Genomic DNA, 18,183 nt, shown 5'->3' on the forward strand with positions numbered 1-18,183 from the left:
CCTCCTGCCTTTAAGGTGGTCAAAGCCCAAAGGCGACGGGACACGGGCAAGCATTGAGTAGGTTTGCTGTGGCAAACCACTTAATCGTCAGTATAGAAGCAACAACTCACCCCCCAAGGCAGTTACCCAAAGTAAAAGCTTATGGATAAATGGTCAACTTCCCGCCGCCACTTCCTCCGGCAGTCCGCTATGGCGGCCGGTAGCCTGCTGGCTGCCCCCGCACTCATAGGCTGCCAAACGGCGAAAAAACGCCTGGGCGTTGCCCTCGTCGGGCTTGGCGGCTACTCCCGCGGACAACTCGCGCCTGCCCTCCAAATGACGGAGCACTGCTACCTCGCCGGTATCGTGACGGGCAGCCCGGAAAAGATTCCCACCTGGCAGCAGCGGTACAGCATTCCGGATAAGAATGTCTATTCCTACGATACCATGCACGAGATCGCGGATAACCCTGATATTGATGTGATCTACATCGTGGTACCAACCGGGCTTCATGCCGAGTATGCCATCCGCGCAGCCAACGCCGGCAAGCATGTCTGGTGTGAGAAGCCCATGGCCATGAATGTGGAGGAGTGCCAGGCGATCATTGACGCCTGTAATCAAAACGGGGTGAAGCTCAGCATCGGCTACCGTATGCAGCACGAGCCTAATACGCAGACGGTCATTGAATATGCCCGAACGAAGCCCTATGGTGCTATCCAATCCGCTGAGGCACTGGCGGGTTATGCCGGTTCCGGGCAGGGCAGCGGCTGGCGCTTTCAGGCCGATATGGGCGGCGGCGCACTCTACGATATGGGCGTGTACACCATCAACGGACTGCGCTACGCCACGGGCATGGAGCCGGTGCAGGTGCGTTCGGCTTCCCGCAATATCCCCAATGAAGTCGACGTGACCACCACCTTTGAGCTGGCATTCCCGAATGGGATCAAAGGTTCCGGTAAAACCAGTGTGGTGGAAACGATAAACCGCCTGCGGGTAGACTGCGCCGATGGCTGGTACAAGCTGGAGCCTATGCAGTCCTACAGTGGCGTGCAGGGGGTCACCAGCGATGGTAAGCGGCTGGACCAACCCATTAAAGACCAGCAGGCCCGACAGATGGACAATGATGCCTTGGCTATTCTGAATGATACACCGGTACTAGTCCCGGGAGAGGAGGGGCTCCGGGACATCCGTATCGTGCAGGCGATTATGGAGGCGGACCGCACGGGAGAAGTAGTGGATTTGTAGGATGGTGCCGGGGCAGTGGCAATGCGTGAGACTAGGAAAAGGTTGAGGTTGAGACCACCCGGGGGCCTCCGCAGGGAGCGACAGTTCACTGTCGCCGCCAGGGAGACCATGCCAGGTCCTCAACCTTAATCTCCCCCGGGACAGCACCCATCAGCCCTCCACCCGGTGCCGTTCCAGTTCTTCCAGCGTAGCACGGATATTTTCCTTTCTGCGGTGATGCTGCAGCACGGTTGGCGGCACTGCCCGCGCACCGCAATCCGAAATACCGCAGCGCTCGCAGGTCGTGTGTACGTCTTTGGTGACCAGCTTCGGGTCATTCAGAAAGCGGAACAGTCGTTTGAGCTTGTCATTCACCAGCAGGCCGATGGTGACGCTTGAGCTGTTGTCGGCGTGGTTGTGCCCAGGCTTGGCAATGGTGATGCACAGGTAGGCATTGGGCGTGCCCCAGTAACGCGAAATCTGCGCCCCGGCAATAGGCCCTTCCGTATTGCTGATACCCTGCTGCGCTTTCAGCTGACGGATGAGGTTGATGCTGATCCAGCGGCGGCAGTAGTGCTCGTCCAGTTGGTTGGCGTGGGGGTTATGGAGCTGCGAAAGGTGCATCTCTTTGGTCATTTCAAACTTCTGCAGGTCGGGGCGTGCGAAGAAACGCAGGAAGAACAAATCCTGAATATTGAAGTGCCGGGGCAGTAGATTGGTCAGGCGCTGTATGAGCATCTCAGAAGTCACATCGTACTTGGCAAACAGCTCCAGGAAGGCTTCTGCGTCCCAGGTCCGCCAACGGGCCATCGTCTCAATATCCTCGATCATTTCCTTTTCGTCCATTAGCAGGGCAACGGAGAAATAGGAGGCTTTGAAGTTGTTGAGGAGTTTGTCGAAGGAGTCGACCTCCATCATGCGGGTCTCGTAGGGGCGTTCCTCCAATTTTAGGAACTGAAAGCCGATTTCCTTGCCCAATAAGGCCTTTTCCTGAGCAGAACTCAGCCCGCCATTGAGGTACAGCACTTTGTTTTTTACAGAATAGTAGGAACGCACTTCCGTCAGGTCTGGCCGGCTGCTGAGGAAGTCACGGTCTACCCTGACCTCGAAGTTTTTGTGCAGGAGGTGCTCCAGTTCCGGCGTTTCGAACCCGGGCTGTTGCTTCAGCGTGTTTTTGGATTTGAACTCTTGAACGGCCAGTTCCAGGTCATCAAAGTAGTTGTCGTGCAGGTCTTGATAGGAGCGAAGGGCGGCCTTGTAGAAGTCCTCGCCCTGCAGATGGTGGTTACGCACAATCTTGATCACGGTACTGATGAAGGCGTTGACCTTGTCCGGCGTCACCGAAAGTAGTTCAATCAGCTTAGGGGTGTTGATACCAAAGAGCTCAAGGGGGAAAATTTTGAGAAAGTCCGAGTGGATCAGGTCGATAATCGGCTTCAGCCGCTTGTCTGCATCCAGAGAAACGAGGTAGTTATATTCCGTATTCAGGGCACGGGCGAGGGCCAGGATTTTGTCGGCTTTGGGGTACTTTTTGCCTTTCTCAATATTGTGCAGGTAGGAAATGGCCAGCCCGGTGCGGTCAGACAGCTGTTGATAGGATAAATCCTGCTCCTGCCGCAACTGATGCACCTTGAGCCCGAAAATGAGTTTTACCGTGTCGATTTCTCTTAACATAGGTGCAAATTTAAGCATTTGAAAAAAAATCTGTTAGAGAAATTTTCTCTAAATGCGAAAAACATCTTTCTTTGCCCCAACGTTTCAAGTTTGTACTGCCAACAGGCAACGCAAATTTTTCCCGAATAGCAAAACTAACCTTCCTACAATGGAGAAGTTTGAGATTAAAAACCCTGCTGCAACATTGGAAACACTGGGCATCAAGCAGGTCAAAAATGCCCACTGGAATCTAAGCCCGGAGGCGCTCGTGCAGGAGACGATCCGGCGCGGACAAGGCTTCCTGACTGATCTGGGCGCTATCGCTGTAGAAACCGGAGAATTCACCGGCCGCTCTCCTCAGGACCGTTTCATCGTGGAGGACGCAGAAACAAAGGATACGGTCGATTGGGGCAACATCAACAAGCCTATTGACAACCGGTACTTTCAGCAGCTCAGAGGCAAAATCATCGACTACTTCGCAGACAAAGATGTATTCGTACGCGATGCCTACGTTTGCGCAGATGATGACTACCGCATGAACCTGCGCCTGGTAAGCGAATATCCATGGAGCAATCAGTTTGCCTACAATATGTTCCTGCGCCCCACCGGAGCAGAGCTTGAAAACTTTGAGCCGGAGTGGAGCATCCTCTGTGCGCCGGGCTTCCACGCCGACCCGGAAGTGGACGGTACCCGTCAGCACAATTTTGCCATCATCAACTTCACAGAAAAGCAGATCATCATCGGCGGTACGGGGTACACCGGAGAGATTAAGAAAGGCATTTTCTCTGTCCTGAACTATGTCCTGCCCAAGCACCGTGAGGTATTGTCTATGCACTGCTCTGCCAACGTAGGGCAGGAGGGCGACACCGCTGTCTTTTTTGGGCTGAGCGGCACCGGCAAGACCACCTTGTCTGCCGACCCTAACCGTAACCTGATTGGCGATGATGAGCACGGCTGGTCCGAAAACGGCATTTTCAACTTCGAGGGCGGCTGCTACGCCAAAACGATTGACCTGTCGGAGGAGAAAGAGCCCGAAATCTACCACGCCATCAAGCACCGGGCCATCCTGGAGAACATCAAGTGCTACCCTGGCACCCGCACGCCGGACTTTGAGAACAGCGATATTACCGAAAATACCCGGGTCTCTTATCCGATTTACCACATCGATAATGCCCTTGAGCCTTCGCGCAGCGGGCACCCGACCAATATTTTCTTCCTGACTTGCGATGCATTTGGCGTACTGCCTCCGATCAGCAAACTGACGCCTGGCCAGGCTATGTACCACTTTATGTCTGGCTATACCGCAAAGGTCGCCGGTACAGAAGCGGGTATTACGGAGCCACAGGCGACGTTCTCGGCTTGCTTTGGTGCACCCTTTATGCCCCTGCATCCGGCGGAATACGCAGAGATGCTGGGTGAAAAGATGCAGGCCCACAACGTCAATGTCTGGTTGGTGAATACCGGATGGACGGGCGGTGCTCACGGCACAGGCCACCGCATGAGCCTCAAGTACACCCGTGCGATGATCACGGCAGCCCTGCGCGGCGAACTAGACGACGTGGACTACCACACCCACGAAATCTTTGGCCTGAGCATGCCGGTAAGCTGCCCTAACGTGCCTGATGAGGTCCTCGACCCGAAGCAGACCTGGGCAGATGCCGATGCCTACGATGCCAAGGCGAATGACCTGGCCGAGCGTTTCAATAAAAACTTTGAAAAATTCGCTGCGAAAACCAGCGATGAAATCCTTGCTGCTGCGCCAAAAGTACTGGCTAGCTAGTAAGTTTGTCCCTCAGCCTTACACTACTTTTACCAAATTGAACCAAGTTGAACTTATGCCCCGGCAGTGACCGGGGCTTTTTTTATCCGCCTATAAAAAGTGCAATTGCAGTGTATATCAAATAGGCAAGGAAAAGGGGATTGATGTAGAATGACAACTCGAAATTGGTTATCTTTGTATTGCTAGTTTCATGTGAGTGCAAATATTTGAATATGAGTGCTTTAGATGACAAGTATGTCAACCCGCTAACTGATTTTGGATTCAAAAAGCTATTTGGCACAGAACCTAATAAAATTCTGTTAATAGATTTCCTGAATCAGATTCTTCCACAGAGACACAGGATTAAGGATTTATCCTATTCAAGGAATGAACAAATGGGGCTGAATGAATTGGATCGAAAAGCCGTCTTTGATCTATATTGTATAGGAGAATCGGGTGAGCGATTTATAGTTGAAATCCAAAAAGCAAAACAAAATTATTTCAAAGACAGGAGTATCTATTATTCATCATTTCCTATCCAGGAACAAGCAAAAAAAGGGGAGTGGAGTTATAGGCTAGAACCAGTGTATACAGTGGGTATTTTAGATTTTATTTTCGATGACCATAAGTTAGAGGATGAATTGCTTCATATTGTTGAGTTGAAAAATCAGAACTGTGAAGTTTTCTATGACAAATTGAAATTCATTTATATTGAACTTCCCAAGTTCAGGAAAAAGGAAGAAGAGTTAGATACACAATTTGACAAATGGCTATTTGTATTTAAGCATCTATCTGGATTACAAGACCGCCCAAAAAAATTACAAGACAAAATATTTGAACGATTATTTGAAGCTGCCGAAATAGCCAAATTTACTCCTGAAGAAAGAGAAGCATATGAAGAGAGTTTGAAAAACTACAGAGATTTGAAAAATGTTGTTGATACATCCAGAGAGGAAGGATATCGGGAGGGATTAGATAAACGGAATATTGAAATTGCGAAAAATATGAAAAACGATGGTGAACCAATAGAAAAGATCGTGAAGTACACCGGCTTAAGCAAAGAAGAAATAAGTAAATTATAAGGTTAAATTAGCCCCTGCTTTCGTTAATAAAAGTAGTCGCTATATCATCTATGTCAGACCCTTCCATCAGCCTCAACAAATTCATCAGTTCCACCGGCATTTGTTCCCGGCGGGAAGCAGACCGTATGATTGAGGCCGGGCGGGTACAGCTCAATGGCACTACTGCCCGTAAAGGCAACCGCGTCAATCCCGGCGATGAGGTCCTGCTGGATGGTGCGCCCCTCAAAGCTAAACCCAAAGCGGTCTACCTTGCCCTCCACAAGCCTCCCGGCATCACCTGCACCACTGACCGCAAGGATAAGTCCAATATCATCGACTTCCTCAACTACCCGGAGCGCATTTTCCACATCGGCCGCCTCGACAAGGCTTCCACCGGGCTGATTTTTCTGACCAACGACGGCGACATCGTCAACGAAATCCTGCGCGAGCAAAACGAGCACGAAAAAGAGTACATCGTCACCGTCAATAAGCCCATCAACGCTTCCTTTGTCAGGCGGATGAGCGAGGGCATTCCCATCCTGGGCACCGTGACCAAAAAGTGTCAGGTAGAAAAAATCGGGCGGCAGGCCTTCCGCATCGTGCTCACGCAGGGCCTCAACCGGCAAATCCGGCGCATGTGCGACTACTTGGGCTACGATGTCGTGACCCTCAAGCGGGTGCGCATTATGAATGTCCACCTTGGCGGGCTCAAGCCCGGGCAGTGGCGGTATTTGACGGACGAAGAGCTAAAGGAGCTGAGGCGGCATTTGGGGTGAAAAGTGATGGATACTTGTTATTTGTCGACAAATCATCCCCGTCCGGCTGAGCCATTAGGAAAAGCGGTCGCCCTTTAGCAATTTTAGACATCACCTAATGATTAGCCGCCTATGTTATTCCGACGAATATTCAACCGAATCGCTGCTGCCCGGGGAAAGTGGGGCGTTTACCTGCTCGAAGTGGCGCTTATCGTGCTGTCTGTCCTCTTGGCCATACAGGCTGATCGGTACAATCAGGAGCGTAAAAATGAGGCAAAGTTGAAGGCCTACATTCAGGCGCTGTACCAGGATTTGAAGGATGAGCAATTCGCCAACCGGAATAATCTATTGGACTGCAAAGAGGACATTGCTTCAATCGCAAGCTGCATCCGGCTATCCCAATACGGCCATAATGACAGCATAAATAGGGCTTTAGACCATTTCCGTCAGGTTTTTTCCAGGGGCGTATTCCGGGCTTTCCCGCCTACGACTTTCCACATTATGACGAACTCCGGGGATATCGCATTGATCAAAGATCTGGCCTTGCGAAAACAACTGGCCGCGACCTTTGCATTCCGGGATAACTATATAAAACAGGACTTACGGAATCACGATCAGCTTACCAAAGATATCGCTTCCCGGATGAGCCCTTATCTGGACTTCCCTTGCATGAAAAGATCGGATGGGCTTCACCAATGCCTTACCGACCGGGACGGGTTTGCAGCCAATGGGCAGAATGACCTTTTTCTTTTTCAGCAAACTGCAGAGGCCCGGGCTTTTCACCTGAAGGTAGGCATTAATTATTTTGAAGCTTGTATTGGGGAATTGGAGGGGGGGTATGGGGAGGTGCTTGCTGTTGAGGATGTGTATTCGGAATAAGAGCGCTTTCTGATTCTACCTATGCATTGACGTCTGCAACCCTCACCGCTCCAGCCCCCGCGTCATCTCCTCCAGCTGCTTTTGCAATTCCTGCACATGCTCCAGGGAGAGGTTATCAGGGACTTTCAGGGAGAGTTCGTCAATCGTGTCCAGGTAGAGCGTTTCCAGTTCCATATCGGACCGCAGGGCTTCCATGTCTGCCAGATCATCGTAGTGGTGCTCTTTGAGGCGGCGCAGTTCGGCTTCTTTGTCGGCCAGTGACTGTGATAGCTGGTGGTTGTGCAGCAGGCGGTTGAGTTTGTGTTTAACAGTTTTGTAGAAAGAAGATTTGGCCCGGCGCAGCTCCAGTTCGGCTTCAAATTCCCGGATGAGGTATTGGGCATCGGTTCGGTTTTTAACGTTTAGCGCCTCTTCGTCTCTTAGCTCCCGCTGCAATTCCCGCAGATTTTTGCGGATGTCCCTGATCTCCCGCTCGTTGCGGGACAACTGATCCTCCACCTGCTCCATGCGTGCCTGTACACCAGCCGGTACACTGCCCCGGCTCCGGAAATTGATATTCTCCTGCCGGATGTACTCATAGACCAGGTAGCCCAAAAAGCCGATACCGCCCAGGATGGTCAGCGTCAGGATCATAAACCGTAGCGGGCCCGCAAAACGGAGCAACAGAATGATTCCTACCACGATCAGGATTATACGAAACGGACTAAGCCAATTGTTTTTTTGCTGCGGCATGAAATTTTTTTTGTGTTTTGTTGAACCCTTTTTTATTTGCCCTGTTAGGCTCACAGTTTTATGAATCGCTAATGTTTTTTGTTTGTTTATAGTTTATGCAGGTACTCCATCCGGAGTACCTTTTTTTGTTCCGGCCTGACGCTTCCCGAAAAACCAATATCTTTGTTCCTTCATTCGACAAAACAGAAGTATGGACCTGATCCAGAAATTACAGGAACAATATATACAGGAATTCTCGAATAACGTACCGCTGGACGAATTCCTGCTCAATGTCATCGTCACAGCCATCCTCGTAGCCTTGCTGCGGCTGTTCTATATCCACTTTGGCAACGCCATTTCCAACCGCCGCCGTTTTGCCAATAACTTCCTGCCGCTGGCCCTGGGCACCCTGCTCATTATCATGATCGTCAAATCTTCCATCGCCTTGTCCCTGGGCCTGGTCGGTGCACTGTCAATCGTGCGCTACCGGGCAGCAATTAAGGATCCGGAGGAACTGACCTATCTCTTCATCGCCATCGGGCTGGGGCTCGCCGGCGGTGCGAATCAGCCTATTCTGGCGATCGTGGCTTTTGCGGTCATCCTCGGCATTCTCTACCTTAGTAAACTGCTTGGGCGGCAACAAGTGTTTCGTCAGGAAAATCGTTTGTTTGTCAATATTCAGACCGACCAGGAAGATGTGGAGGCCATTGCCGGTATTTTGGCACAGCACCTGCCCTATGTGGAGCTGAAACGCATGGACACCCTTGAACAGGGCATGGACTTGTCCTTCGTCTGCCGCGCAAAGGAGCTGGGAGATATTGCGCGTTTAAAAACAGCCATGCAGGAGCTCTCGCCCGCCACCCGCCTCTCGGTCATCGACCAGCCAGATCTGATTGTGTAACTATGATCATCAAAGACCAGGAAAAACAACAGCGAAAAAATGCCGGCCGCCTGCTCCTCGGCGTACTGGGCGGTGCCCTTGTGCTCATCCTCAGTGTCAGCCTCTGGCCGGAGCCCTCGCCCTATGATGCCCTGCCCGATGGACAGGTGTTTTGTGGTGCGGAAAAGGTCCGGGGTGAAACCTTTGTGCACGATGGCGTAGCTTTCAAAGGTGGCACCACGCAGTCTGCCCAATACGCCCGCCATGGAAAATACAGTTGCTACCTGCCCCAGGCATCCGAACCGCAGTATGGCATGGAGTATCAGCTGGAGGCGCCCCGGCCTGGCTCTGCCTACCGGGTAAGCGTCTGGCGCAAACAAACCGGGCAGCAGCAGTCCTACCTGGCAGTGAGTGTGGAAGGCCCGGAAAAACGCTACCATCAGGAAAATATACCGGCCACAGCAGACACCCTGGGGTGGGAAAAGCTGGAACTCCACTTCAGTGTGCCATTTGGTGCCCCCAGTGAGCGCTTCAAAGTCTACGTCTACAGTACCGGGCAGGAACCGGCCTGGTTTGATGATTTGCTCATCGAGCCTTTATCAGCGGATAGTGCCTTCGTGCCGGAGGTCTTACAGCTGGAAATCAAGCCCCGCCACATGCAAAAGCTGGAAGCCAAGCGGCAGGAAGCCCTCCGCTCCGGTATTCTCGAAACGGACGGGGGCGACTGGGTGCCTGCGCAATTCAGCAGCAGCGCCTACGATGAGCCTGTCTCCGTTGAAGTCCGCCTCAAAGGTGACTGGCTCGACCATCTCAGTGGCGATAAGTGGTCTTTTCGGGTGAAAGTCAAAGGCACGGAAGCCTGGCGCCGTATGCGGGTCTTTTCTCTCCACACGCCCCGCGCCCGCCACTTTTTGCACGAGTGGCTGCTTCACGAATTTTGGGAGCAGGAAGACGTGCTCACCACCCGCTACGATTTCGTAGAGCTGCAGCTCAATGGCGAAAGCCTGGGCGTGTACGCCTACGAAGAGCATTTTGAGAAACAACTTGTGGAGTCGCGCCGCCGCCGGGAAGGCCCGATCATGAAATTTTCGGAAGATGGTTACTGGAAGACCATCCGGCGGCAGCTGCAATCGCACGGCTATGTCAAGCCGAATGCCCGCTACGGGGCTGCCGAATTGGAAAGCGCCCCCATTGAGGCTTTCGACGATCAGCCCACTGAAGATAACCCTGGCATGGCGGCTCAGATACAGGCCGCCCGCCAACTCATGGAGCAGTACCGTGACGGGCTGCAACCAGCAGGTGAGGTCTTTGATTTACGGCGTATGGCGAACTATCTGGCCTTCTGCGATGTCTTCAACGGCTACCACGGTATCGCCTGGCACAATCAGCGGTTTTACTACAACCCCATTACCGGCAAACTGGAGCCCATTGGTTTTGATGGCTTTGGCGGCCCGCCGGCTAGTCAGTACGAAGTGTTAGGCAGCGGCGCCCTGAATCCGCACAAGGAGGCTTACCACCCGCTTCTTGGCAGCCTGTTTATGGACGAAGACTTTGTAAGGCTCTATCACGGAGCCCTGCACCGGTACAGCAGCCGCGGTTACCTGCTGCCAGCTCTGGACAGCCTGGCCTCTGCCTGGTATGCCCGTTTGGAATACCTGCAGCGGGAATTTCCGGGTTATCAACCCCGGCTGGACGATTTTATCCGCAATGCGCAGTACGTACATTCCCTGTTGCTCCCTTTTGGTGCTTACAGCCTGACTGTTTATACCCTCCAAAAGCAAGGCCCGGAACAGCAACTGCAGGTCGTCAACCGCCACCACCTGCCGCTGCGCATCCGTGGGTATGGCCGTAGTGACAAACAAATGCGCGGCGGGCTGGAACACCCGGTGATGCTCCCGGCCCGTATGCCCCGGGTATACGATATGCGGCTGCGAAGGGATAGCACGCTCCGCAATCCTGGTTTTCTGGAACAAAAAGCCATGGCTGTGCAGGCGCCTCCGGGCAGTACGAGCGTGACGATAGGGTCGGCTGCGGAATACCTGTTCTACGAAGTGCCAGGCATCGACAGCTTATTTGCAGCGCCTATTTTAGCACAAATGCCCCCCGGCCATCTCACCGGGCGACAGCTGCTGGCGGAGGAAGCTGTACTGGACGAGAACAGTACCTATCGGGTTACTGCCGATGCCGTGGTTTTCCCATCCGGCGTGCATGAAATACGTAAGACACTGATTGTTCCCGCTGGCCGGCAGCTGATTCTGGAGGCCGGTGCGGATATCCGGTTGTACAATGGCGCCAGCCTGCTGAGCTACAGCCCGCTGCAAGCCCTGGGTACAGAAGATGCCCCCGTTCGTATCAGCGCGCCCAACCGCGATGGGGGAGGGCTGGCTGTTTTTGAGGCACCGCTGCCCTCTTCCGTTGCCTATCTGGTGGCCGAAGGGCTGGATGCGCCTCAGTACAAAGGCTGGTCCCTGACCGGGTCTGTAAATTTCTACGAGTCCGAAGTCCGGATGCACAACAGCGCCATTCTCCAAAACCGCAGTGAGGATGCCCTTAACATCATCCGGTCTGAATTCAAGCTGGAGCGCTGCTACATCGGGGAGACCTTCTCAGATGGATTTGATGCTGACTTTTGCAAAGGCGAGGTCGTCGCCTGCCGGATCGAAAACACCGGCAATGACGGGCTGGACTTCTCCGGAAGCACAGTTACAATCCGCGATTGCCAGTTGAAAGGGAACGGGGACAAAGGCATTAGCGTAGGGGAGGAGAGTGATGTGACGGTTTTCGGTACACGCATCAAGGGAGCGCCCATCGGCGTAGCGAGCAAAGACTTATCGGTATTGCGGGTACGCGACCTTTCCCTGATTGACTGCCGGCAGGGTTTTGTAGCTTACCAGAAAAAGCCCGAATTTGGGCCGGCGACCATTATCGTGGAATCCCATCAGGCAGAGGGCGTGGACCGCCTGACCAATATTGCAGAAGGGAATACATTACTGGGTTTGTAAAAAGTAGACTATGGCTTATCGTTTTTTAGCATTCTTGTTACTGATCACCGGCGGGCTTTGCGCTCAGGAATTGCCCGAAGATTTTTACGATATCACTTACCTCACGGAGCTGGACAATCCCATGGGGATGACTTTCGATGGGAACGGGCGTATGTACGTCTGGGAAAAGAAAGGCGTGGTGCGGGTTGTGGACACTGCGGGCAATCTCTATCCGGAGCCCCTCATCGATATCTCAGAGGAAGTCAGCAACTGGAAAGACCACGGGCTGATGGGTTTTACACTGGACAACGATTTCCTGGCCAACGGCTATTTCTACCTGCTCTACGCTCTGGATTTACACCACTACGATTATTACGGCACACCGGAATACAGCCCCGACAGCACCGTAACCTGGAAGCCAACGATTGGCCGGGTGGTGCGTTACCGGGCCGATCCGACTACAGCTTACCTCCGGGTTTTGGAAGGTAGCCGGCATATCCTGCTGGGCGAAACGATTGAAGATGGCATCCCCTTGATGTACGAATTTCATGGGCTGGGTGACCTGGTGATGGGGCAGGATGGCACTCTTCTCATTAGTGCCGGCGATGGGACAAGCAACGGTGGCCCCGATACCGGCGGCGACGAGTACGGAACGATGGCGAGTGAAGCCATTGCTACCGGCATTATTACCGAAGATGAAGACCTGGGCTCTTACCGGGCGCAGTACCTGGCCAATTACAATGGCAAAATCATGCGGATAGATCCCGAAACCGGCGATGGGCTAAGCAGCAACCCTTTCTTTCAGCTGGATGCGCCCCGGTCACCCCGATCCCGCATCTGGGCCTACGGTTTCCGCAATCCCTACCGTATTCAGGTCCGTCCCAATACCGGAAGCCATTATCCGGAGGACGGCGATCCCGGCACCTTATATATAGGCGACGTGGGCAATGGCGCCTGGGAAGAATTAGATATTGCGCCAGAAGGCGGGCTCAATTTCGGCTGGCCCATGATGGAAGGCTTTGGCAGCCACTGGCCCTATATCAATGAACAGGCTCCTGCCAATCAGCTGCACCCCAATCCGCTCTACGGAAGCGGAGGTTGCGATCAGCCCTTTCTCAATTTCAAAGACCTCTACGTAAACCCACGGGAAGATGGCCACCGCGTACCCTCCAACCCCTGTGACGATAGCGTGCCCATTGAAGGCTACACAGTAGGGACGATGCCTACACTACAGTGGAGCAATGCCCGTTGGAACCCGCCCACCCGGGCGCAGGTAGCGAGCTTTGATGATAACGGTTGGTACAAGGGCCTGAATGTTGATGCACCGGAATCCAGCCTGGAAGACACGGAGCTGTTTGATGGCTTCTCCTCTCTGGCAGGCGCATTTTACGAAGGCGATCAATATCCGGAGGAATACCACGGCAAGTACTTTATGGTCGACTTCAGTGGCTGGATCAAGGTGGCAGATTTTGATGATGCGGACCAACTGCACAGCGTCAAGCCCTTCCACAGCAATGCCAAGGATATTATCCACCTGGCGCTGAACCCGGCAGATGGCAAGCTCTATTACATTAGCCTTGAAGGCACCGTACATCAGATTAGCTATGGGGGTAATCCGCCTCCGGTAGCGAAGATTCAGGCGGAGCAATTCTTTGGCCCTGGCCCGCTTACGGTCGAATTTGATGGGAGCGCGTCCTACGATTCTAATCTCCCTATTGTCAGGTACGAGTGGGATTTTGGCGACGGCACAACGGCTGAAGGTCAAAATGTGGAGCACACCTACACCGGCACAGGACAGCAGCGTTATACCGCCGTGCTGACCGTTTACGACAGCCTGGGCGCTTCCGCCACTGATGAAGCGGTGGTTGCCCTCAACAACACCCCTCCACAGGTAAACATCATCAGCTTTCAGGATGGCGACCGCTACCCGCTCGATCAGAGTACCACCCTGCTCCGCCTCGAAGCCGAGGTCGCGGATGCCGAGCATGCCGACGAAGAGCTCATGTACGAATGGCGTACTTTCCTTCACCACAACGACCACTTCCATCCCGACCCTGTGGACTTTGAGCACCTCAGCTTTGCCCTCATCAGCCCACTGGGCTGTCAGGAAGAGCTTTACTGGTACCGCATACAGCTGACCGTTACAGACCCCGGAGGGCTTCAGACCTCGGTGACGCAGCAGGTGTACCCTTACTGCGGCGACCCGTTCCTGGAATGGAATGAACTGGCAGGAGCAGCTGCGGAAGGCGGCGTCAACCTGACGTGGGATACCCAATTGGAGGACAGTCTGGCCTACTTTGAGGTGCAGCGCAGCCCGGATGCGTACAAATTTACCGCGCTAGGCCAGGTCGCTGCGAAAGGCAACGGAAAATATACGTTCTTCGACGATGGCCCGAGAAGAGGTGCCAACATCTACCGGATAAAGGCCGTAACGGAAAACGGTGCTTACCGCTATTCCAATCCTTTGCGCATAGGCTATCCGGAGCCGCTGGCCATAAATGTTTTTCCGAATCCGGCGCGGGATGCCTTTACGCTTGAGCTTCTGGAAGCACAGGCAGGGCAGGTCCGTCTGGAATTGCTGGACGAGACCGGGCGTGTGGTGCTGGAAAAGTCCTGGGAAACGGACAGTGGAGCGTCCTTTAGCGAACGTATCCTGCCCGGGCAATTGCCCAACGTTGCCTACTTCTACCGGGTGACTAATGGGGCGCAACGGCACTACGGGCAGCTCATACTACTCCGCTAAATCAGCAGTTGAAGGCAAAATATTATGAAAAACTTCCTCAAAAGCATAGGCCGGTTCTGGATGCGGTATTATCTGCTCATCCTGTTGCTGTTTGCCGGTTACCGGGCAGCAAATACCCCCGGGCGTTTCATCAGGGGTATGATTTGGTCAGACGCAGAAGGCTACTATTTGTACCTGCCGGCTGTGCTGATTCAGGGGGGCTTTGAAGACTTTCAAGTCCGGACAGAGGCCCAGTTTCCCAACTATGAAGGGACCAACAAGCGCTTTACCAAGTATACCTGCGGGGTGGCTATGCTGGAGCTTCCATTTTTTCTGATCGGGCATTTCTGGGCGAAGGTGTTGAGCATGCCTGCTGATGGATATAGTTATCCTTATATCGTTGCCTTACAACTGGCAGGCCTCTTTTACGGCTTCCTGGGCCTGCTGTTGCTGAAAGAAATACTGGCCCGATATTTCAAGCCCGTAGTCGTCATGATGACAGTGGCCGGTTTCTTCTTGGGCACCAACCTTTACCACTACATTCTGCAGGAGCCGGGTATGTCGCACGTGTACTCCTTCTTCCTGTTTGGGCTTTTCGTCTGGCTGACGCCCCGGTTTTATGAACAGCCCGGCTTGAAAATCTTTGGAGGCATGGGGCTGCTGGCGGGACTGATTGTGCTCATCCGGCCCACGAATATTTTGTTGTTGCTTTATTTGTTGTTGTTCGGGCTGCGCTCCTGGGCGGATGTCAGAGAGCGGTTGCTCTTTTTTTGGAAATATCTGGGCGCATTACTCCTGGCACCAATAGCAAGCTTCCTGGTCTTTGTACCCCAGTTTTTGTACTGGAAGTACATCTCCGGCAATTGGCTCATCTATTCCTACGGGGAGGAAGGCTTCAACTGGCTGGAGCCCCGGGTTGACATGGTCCTCTTCCACATTAAGAACGGCTGGCTGTTGTTCAGCCCTATGGCAGGCCTGGCGATCATCGGCTGCCTGGTTGGGATGTGGAAAAATCGCTGCAATATTGCCCCCATATTCCTCATTTGGCTGCTCCTGCTGTACATCACCTCCTGCTGGTGGTGCTGGTGGTTTGGAGGGGCTTTTGGGCACCGGCAGTTTGTCGAGTTTTATGTGCTGCTAGCCATTCCCTATGCCTGGTTGTTCACGCAGGTGCTGGAGAGCAAAGTTTTAGCGCTGAAGATTTTCCTGGTGGTGCTTTGGCTATTGCTGGGATACTACGGGTACATGCTCGCTGTGCACTTCCGGGGCCCGCATTATGAATGGTGGAGCTGGAAAGAGGTAGTGGAGTACATGTGGCAGTTTAAGTTTGATAAGAAGTACTGACGCGTTTTTGCACGACTGAAACAACGAAAAACACCATTGCCCTATGCCTGTACTGGCGACTGTACTCAGCATTTTACTCCTATTGCTACTCATTCTGAGATGGCGCATCCCCGCCTTTCTGGCTTTGCTGATTGCTGCCATTGCGGCCGGTTTGGGCAGTGGGCTGGAAGGCCCTGCTGTGATCGAAGCCATGCAGAACGGCATGGGCGGCACCCTGGGCTTTGTGGCTACAGTAGTGGGGCTGGGCGCGATGTTTGGAGCTTTATTGGAAAATGCCGGTGGCGCACAGGCAATTGCGCAATACCTCATCCGTAAGCAAGGGGTAAAACGGGCACCTGCCGCGATGGCGCTCACGGGCTTCCTGATTGCGATACCGGTATTTTTTGATGTGGCGTTTATCATTTTGATTCCCGTGCTCTACGCGCTCAGGGAGCGTACCGGAGCCTCCCTGCTGAAGTTCGCCCTACCGCTTCTTGCCGGACTGGCAGCCACCCACGCCTTTATTCCACCAACCCCTGGTCCCATTGCAGTGGCTGAAATCGTTGGCGCAGACCTTGGTTGGGTCATCTTGCTGGGCGCCATAGCCGGACTGCCCGCTGTGCTGGTGAGCGGATTGTGGTTTGGTCAGCGCATTGCCCGCCGCATTGACCCCGAGCCACCTGCTTTCTCAGAAGCGAAAACCCCGGACACTTTACCACCGGTGGGTTTGATCCTGTTGATTATCGGTATGCCTATCGTACTGATTGTGCTGAGCACGCTGGCGCAATCGGGTACATTGCCGTTGCCTGCTGCTGTGCTGCCGGTGGTTCAGTTCTTGGGGCATCCCTTCACCGCATTATTACTGGCCAACCTTCTGATTTGGTACCTGCTGGGATTGCGGCGCGGTTACAGTTCGGAGGTGTTGCTCAAAGCCACTACGGACTCCATGTCCACTGCTGGCAGCATACTCTTGCTCACTGGCGCAGGCGGCGTCTTCAAGCAAATGCTGGTGGATACGGGTGCAGGCCAGCAGATTGCCGCTTCCATGACAGCGGCGGGCCTGCCCGTGATTGTCTTTGCCTTCCTCGCTGCTGCTTTGATCCGGGTGGCACAAGGCTCCGCTACAGTCGCTATGATAACCGGAGCCAGCCTGACTGCTCCGCTGTTGAGCAATGGCGCACAGTTTAGCGCCGGTCAGCTGGGGGCAGTAGTTATTGCGATTGCGGCTGGTGGCACGGTACTGTCCCATGTCAATGACAGTGGCTTCTGGCTGGTGAAATCCTACCTTGGGCTTAGCGAAAAAGAAACCTTCCGTTCCTGGACTGTACTGACAGCCGTACTGGGAGGGGTAGGGTTTGGCATAGCCGCCCTGCTATTCTACTTGTTTTAAGCCCCTGAGATTCCCATTTTGGGAATAACCTCTACCTGTTAGATCAGTTTTTGAATTTTACTTTGTTTAAAACGTTGATTATCAGTGTTTTTTCGTTTCTGGCACAGCTTTGGCATATAGCTAGATGTAACTGACAATCAAAAGCTTAGCCCAATGAAATATGCACTAACAACGATTCTGGGAATTTTGATGGTTGCATTTGTTACCACAGGCAATCATCAGGGGTCTAACCAAACACACTACATCTACGAAACTGAGGACACTAAAGAGCAGACGACACCAATAGTAGAGCCGGATGGCACATTAGTGTACGGATTCTACCAGGTCGAAAATCGCCTCAGTGAAAACATATTACTTTGAACACTAAGATTTAGGGAGTTTTTTTAACATGATTAATGGATTGTTTTGGGTATAGCAGCAGCCTTCGGGCTGCTTTTTTTTGCTTCTGCCCTTGTGCAGTTTCCAAAATAAATTTACCTTTGCAATCGCTTAAGAAAAATCAACCGGAGGAGTGGCAGAGCGGTTGAATGCACCGGTCTTGAAAACCGGCATGGGTCACACCATCGGGGGTTCGAATCCCTCCTCCTCCGCAAAAGCTGAATGAAAAAGCCGCCTTGAAAAAGGCGGCTTTTTTTATGCCCTTTGCCGTGGGAAGGTTGCCCTTCCCTAAGGCAGGAGGGCATAAAAAAGGAGCACGTAGTGCTTTTTCCTCAGCTTTTGTTTCTCACCTCTTCAGGGAAGGGTGAAGCCAATCCCTCCTCCTCCGCCTCCGCTCGACGTAGCTTCACGCAAAGTCGGGCTTTTTTTTTGTCTGGGATTTTCTTTCTGTATTTGAAGCGTTTTTTCTCCATCGGGCTACGGCGGAC

General features: G+C 53.1%; 13 protein-coding genes and 1 tRNA gene. 12 read left to right on the forward strand and 2 right to left on the reverse strand.

Translation table 11 applies throughout. The features are described 5' to 3' along the window. The first annotated feature begins 141 nt into the window (after positions 1–141). A complete protein-coding gene (locus tag MRY86_RS17695; protein ID WP_293566470.1) occupies positions 142–1,224 on the forward strand; it encodes a Gfo/Idh/MocA family oxidoreductase in 1,083 nt (360 codons plus the stop codon). Between the two features lie 150 nt (positions 1,225–1,374). Here the strand turns inward: MRY86_RS17695 and MRY86_RS17700 are convergent, their stop codons facing one another. Next, positions 1,375–2,877 carry an XRE family transcriptional regulator gene (locus MRY86_RS17700; RefSeq protein ID WP_293566471.1) on the reverse strand — a complete coding sequence of 501 codons (1,503 nt, stop codon included), beginning with the start codon at positions 2,875–2,877 and terminating at the stop codon, positions 1,375–1,377. 148 nt (positions 2,878–3,025) lie between these two features. On the opposite strand from MRY86_RS17700, the gene pckA reads away from it, so the two are divergent. The 4 genes from pckA to MRY86_RS17720 all read left to right on the forward strand — a co-directional run bounded on the left by pckA (position 3,026) and on the right by MRY86_RS17720 (position 7,310). Continuing rightward, positions 3,026–4,636: a phosphoenolpyruvate carboxykinase (ATP) gene (gene pckA / locus MRY86_RS17705; protein ID WP_293566472.1), complete on the forward strand. Its 1,611-nt coding sequence runs from the start codon at positions 3,026–3,028 to the stop codon at positions 4,634–4,636. Between the two features lie 212 nt (positions 4,637–4,848). Next, on the forward strand, positions 4,849–5,697 hold the full coding sequence (locus MRY86_RS17710; RefSeq protein ID WP_293566473.1) for an Rpn family recombination-promoting nuclease/putative transposase: 849 nt from the start codon (positions 4,849–4,851) through the stop codon (positions 5,695–5,697). Positions 5,698–5,747: 50 nt separating this feature from the next. Beyond that, on the forward strand, positions 5,748–6,452 hold the full coding sequence (rluF, locus tag MRY86_RS17715; RefSeq protein ID WP_044222486.1) for a 23S rRNA pseudouridine(2604) synthase RluF: 705 nt from the start codon (positions 5,748–5,750) through the stop codon (positions 6,450–6,452). A gap of 111 nt (positions 6,453–6,563) precedes the next feature. Further along, positions 6,564–7,310 (forward strand): hypothetical protein, encoded by a 747-nt coding sequence (locus MRY86_RS17720; protein WP_293566474.1) that lies wholly within the window; start codon positions 6,564–6,566, stop codon positions 7,308–7,310. A 42-nt stretch (positions 7,311–7,352) separates the two neighbouring features. On the opposite strand, the gene MRY86_RS17725 is transcribed toward MRY86_RS17720, so the two are convergent. Further along, complete coding sequence (locus tag MRY86_RS17725; RefSeq protein WP_293566475.1) at positions 7,353–8,042, reverse strand: hypothetical protein; 690 nt, start codon at positions 8,040–8,042, stop codon at positions 7,353–7,355. A gap of 190 nt (positions 8,043–8,232) precedes the next feature. Here MRY86_RS17725 and MRY86_RS17730 point away from each other — a divergent pair, with 190 nt between their 5' ends. The 7 genes from MRY86_RS17730 to MRY86_RS17760 all read left to right on the forward strand — a co-directional run bounded on the left by MRY86_RS17730 (position 8,233) and on the right by MRY86_RS17760 (position 17,907). After that, positions 8,233–8,922 carry a DUF4956 domain-containing protein gene (locus MRY86_RS17730; RefSeq protein WP_044222492.1) on the forward strand — a complete coding sequence of 230 codons (690 nt, stop codon included), beginning with the start codon at positions 8,233–8,235 and terminating at the stop codon, positions 8,920–8,922. A gap of 2 nt (positions 8,923–8,924) precedes the next feature. Then, the gene (locus MRY86_RS17735) at positions 8,925–11,903 is read left to right on the forward strand and encodes a CotH kinase family protein (protein WP_293566476.1); all 2,979 of its coding nucleotides are present in this window, start codon (positions 8,925–8,927) and stop codon (positions 11,901–11,903) included. 10 nt (positions 11,904–11,913) lie between these two features. Next, a complete protein-coding gene (locus MRY86_RS17740) occupies positions 11,914–14,625 on the forward strand; it encodes a PQQ-dependent sugar dehydrogenase (protein WP_293566477.1) in 2,712 nt (903 codons plus the stop codon). 24 nt (positions 14,626–14,649) lie between these two features. Beyond that, positions 14,650–15,948: a hypothetical protein gene (locus MRY86_RS17745; protein ID WP_293566478.1), complete on the forward strand. Its 1,299-nt coding sequence runs from the start codon at positions 14,650–14,652 to the stop codon at positions 15,946–15,948. A 43-nt stretch (positions 15,949–15,991) separates the two neighbouring features. Beyond that, positions 15,992–17,317 (forward strand): gluconate:H+ symporter, encoded by a 1,326-nt coding sequence (locus MRY86_RS17750; protein ID WP_293566479.1) that lies wholly within the window; start codon positions 15,992–15,994, stop codon positions 17,315–17,317. Positions 17,318–17,470: 153 nt separating this feature from the next. Continuing rightward, positions 17,471–17,677: a hypothetical protein gene (locus MRY86_RS17755; protein WP_293571769.1), complete on the forward strand. Its 207-nt coding sequence runs from the start codon at positions 17,471–17,473 to the stop codon at positions 17,675–17,677. 145 nt (positions 17,678–17,822) lie between these two features. Further along, a tRNA-Ser gene (locus tag MRY86_RS17760) sits at positions 17,823–17,907 on the forward strand. Positions 17,908–18,183: the final 276 nt, after the last annotated feature.

The organism is Phaeodactylibacter sp., assembly GCF_022763345.1.
GTDB lineage: Bacteria > Bacteroidota > Bacteroidia > Chitinophagales > Saprospiraceae > Phaeodactylibacter.

Excerpts from the sequence above, each read along its gene's own strand:
- MRY86_RS17695 (WP_293566470.1), top strand. The coding sequence starts at position 142 with ATGGATAAATGGTCAACTTCCCGCCGCCACTTCCTCCGGCAGTCCGCT.
- MRY86_RS17700 (WP_293566471.1), bottom strand. The coding sequence starts at position 2,877 with ATGTTAAGAGAAATCGACACGGTAAAACTCATTTTCGGGCTCAAGGTG.
- pckA (WP_293566472.1), top strand. The coding sequence starts at position 3,026 with ATGGAGAAGTTTGAGATTAAAAACCCTGCTGCAACATTGGAAACACTG.
- MRY86_RS17710 (WP_293566473.1), top strand. The coding sequence starts at position 4,849 with ATGAGTGCTTTAGATGACAAGTATGTCAACCCGCTAACTGATTTTGGA.
- rluF (WP_044222486.1), top strand. The coding sequence starts at position 5,748 with ATGTCAGACCCTTCCATCAGCCTCAACAAATTCATCAGTTCCACCGGC.
- MRY86_RS17720 (WP_293566474.1), top strand. The coding sequence starts at position 6,564 with ATGTTATTCCGACGAATATTCAACCGAATCGCTGCTGCCCGGGGAAAG.
- MRY86_RS17725 (WP_293566475.1), bottom strand. The coding sequence starts at position 8,042 with ATGCCGCAGCAAAAAAACAATTGGCTTAGTCCGTTTCGTATAATCCTG.
- MRY86_RS17730 (WP_044222492.1), top strand. The coding sequence starts at position 8,233 with ATGGACCTGATCCAGAAATTACAGGAACAATATATACAGGAATTCTCG.
- MRY86_RS17735 (WP_293566476.1), top strand. The coding sequence starts at position 8,925 with ATGATCATCAAAGACCAGGAAAAACAACAGCGAAAAAATGCCGGCCGC.
- MRY86_RS17740 (WP_293566477.1), top strand. The coding sequence starts at position 11,914 with ATGGCTTATCGTTTTTTAGCATTCTTGTTACTGATCACCGGCGGGCTT.
- MRY86_RS17745 (WP_293566478.1), top strand. The coding sequence starts at position 14,650 with ATGAAAAACTTCCTCAAAAGCATAGGCCGGTTCTGGATGCGGTATTAT.
- MRY86_RS17750 (WP_293566479.1), top strand. The coding sequence starts at position 15,992 with ATGCCTGTACTGGCGACTGTACTCAGCATTTTACTCCTATTGCTACTC.
- MRY86_RS17755 (WP_293571769.1), top strand. The coding sequence starts at position 17,471 with ATGAAATATGCACTAACAACGATTCTGGGAATTTTGATGGTTGCATTT.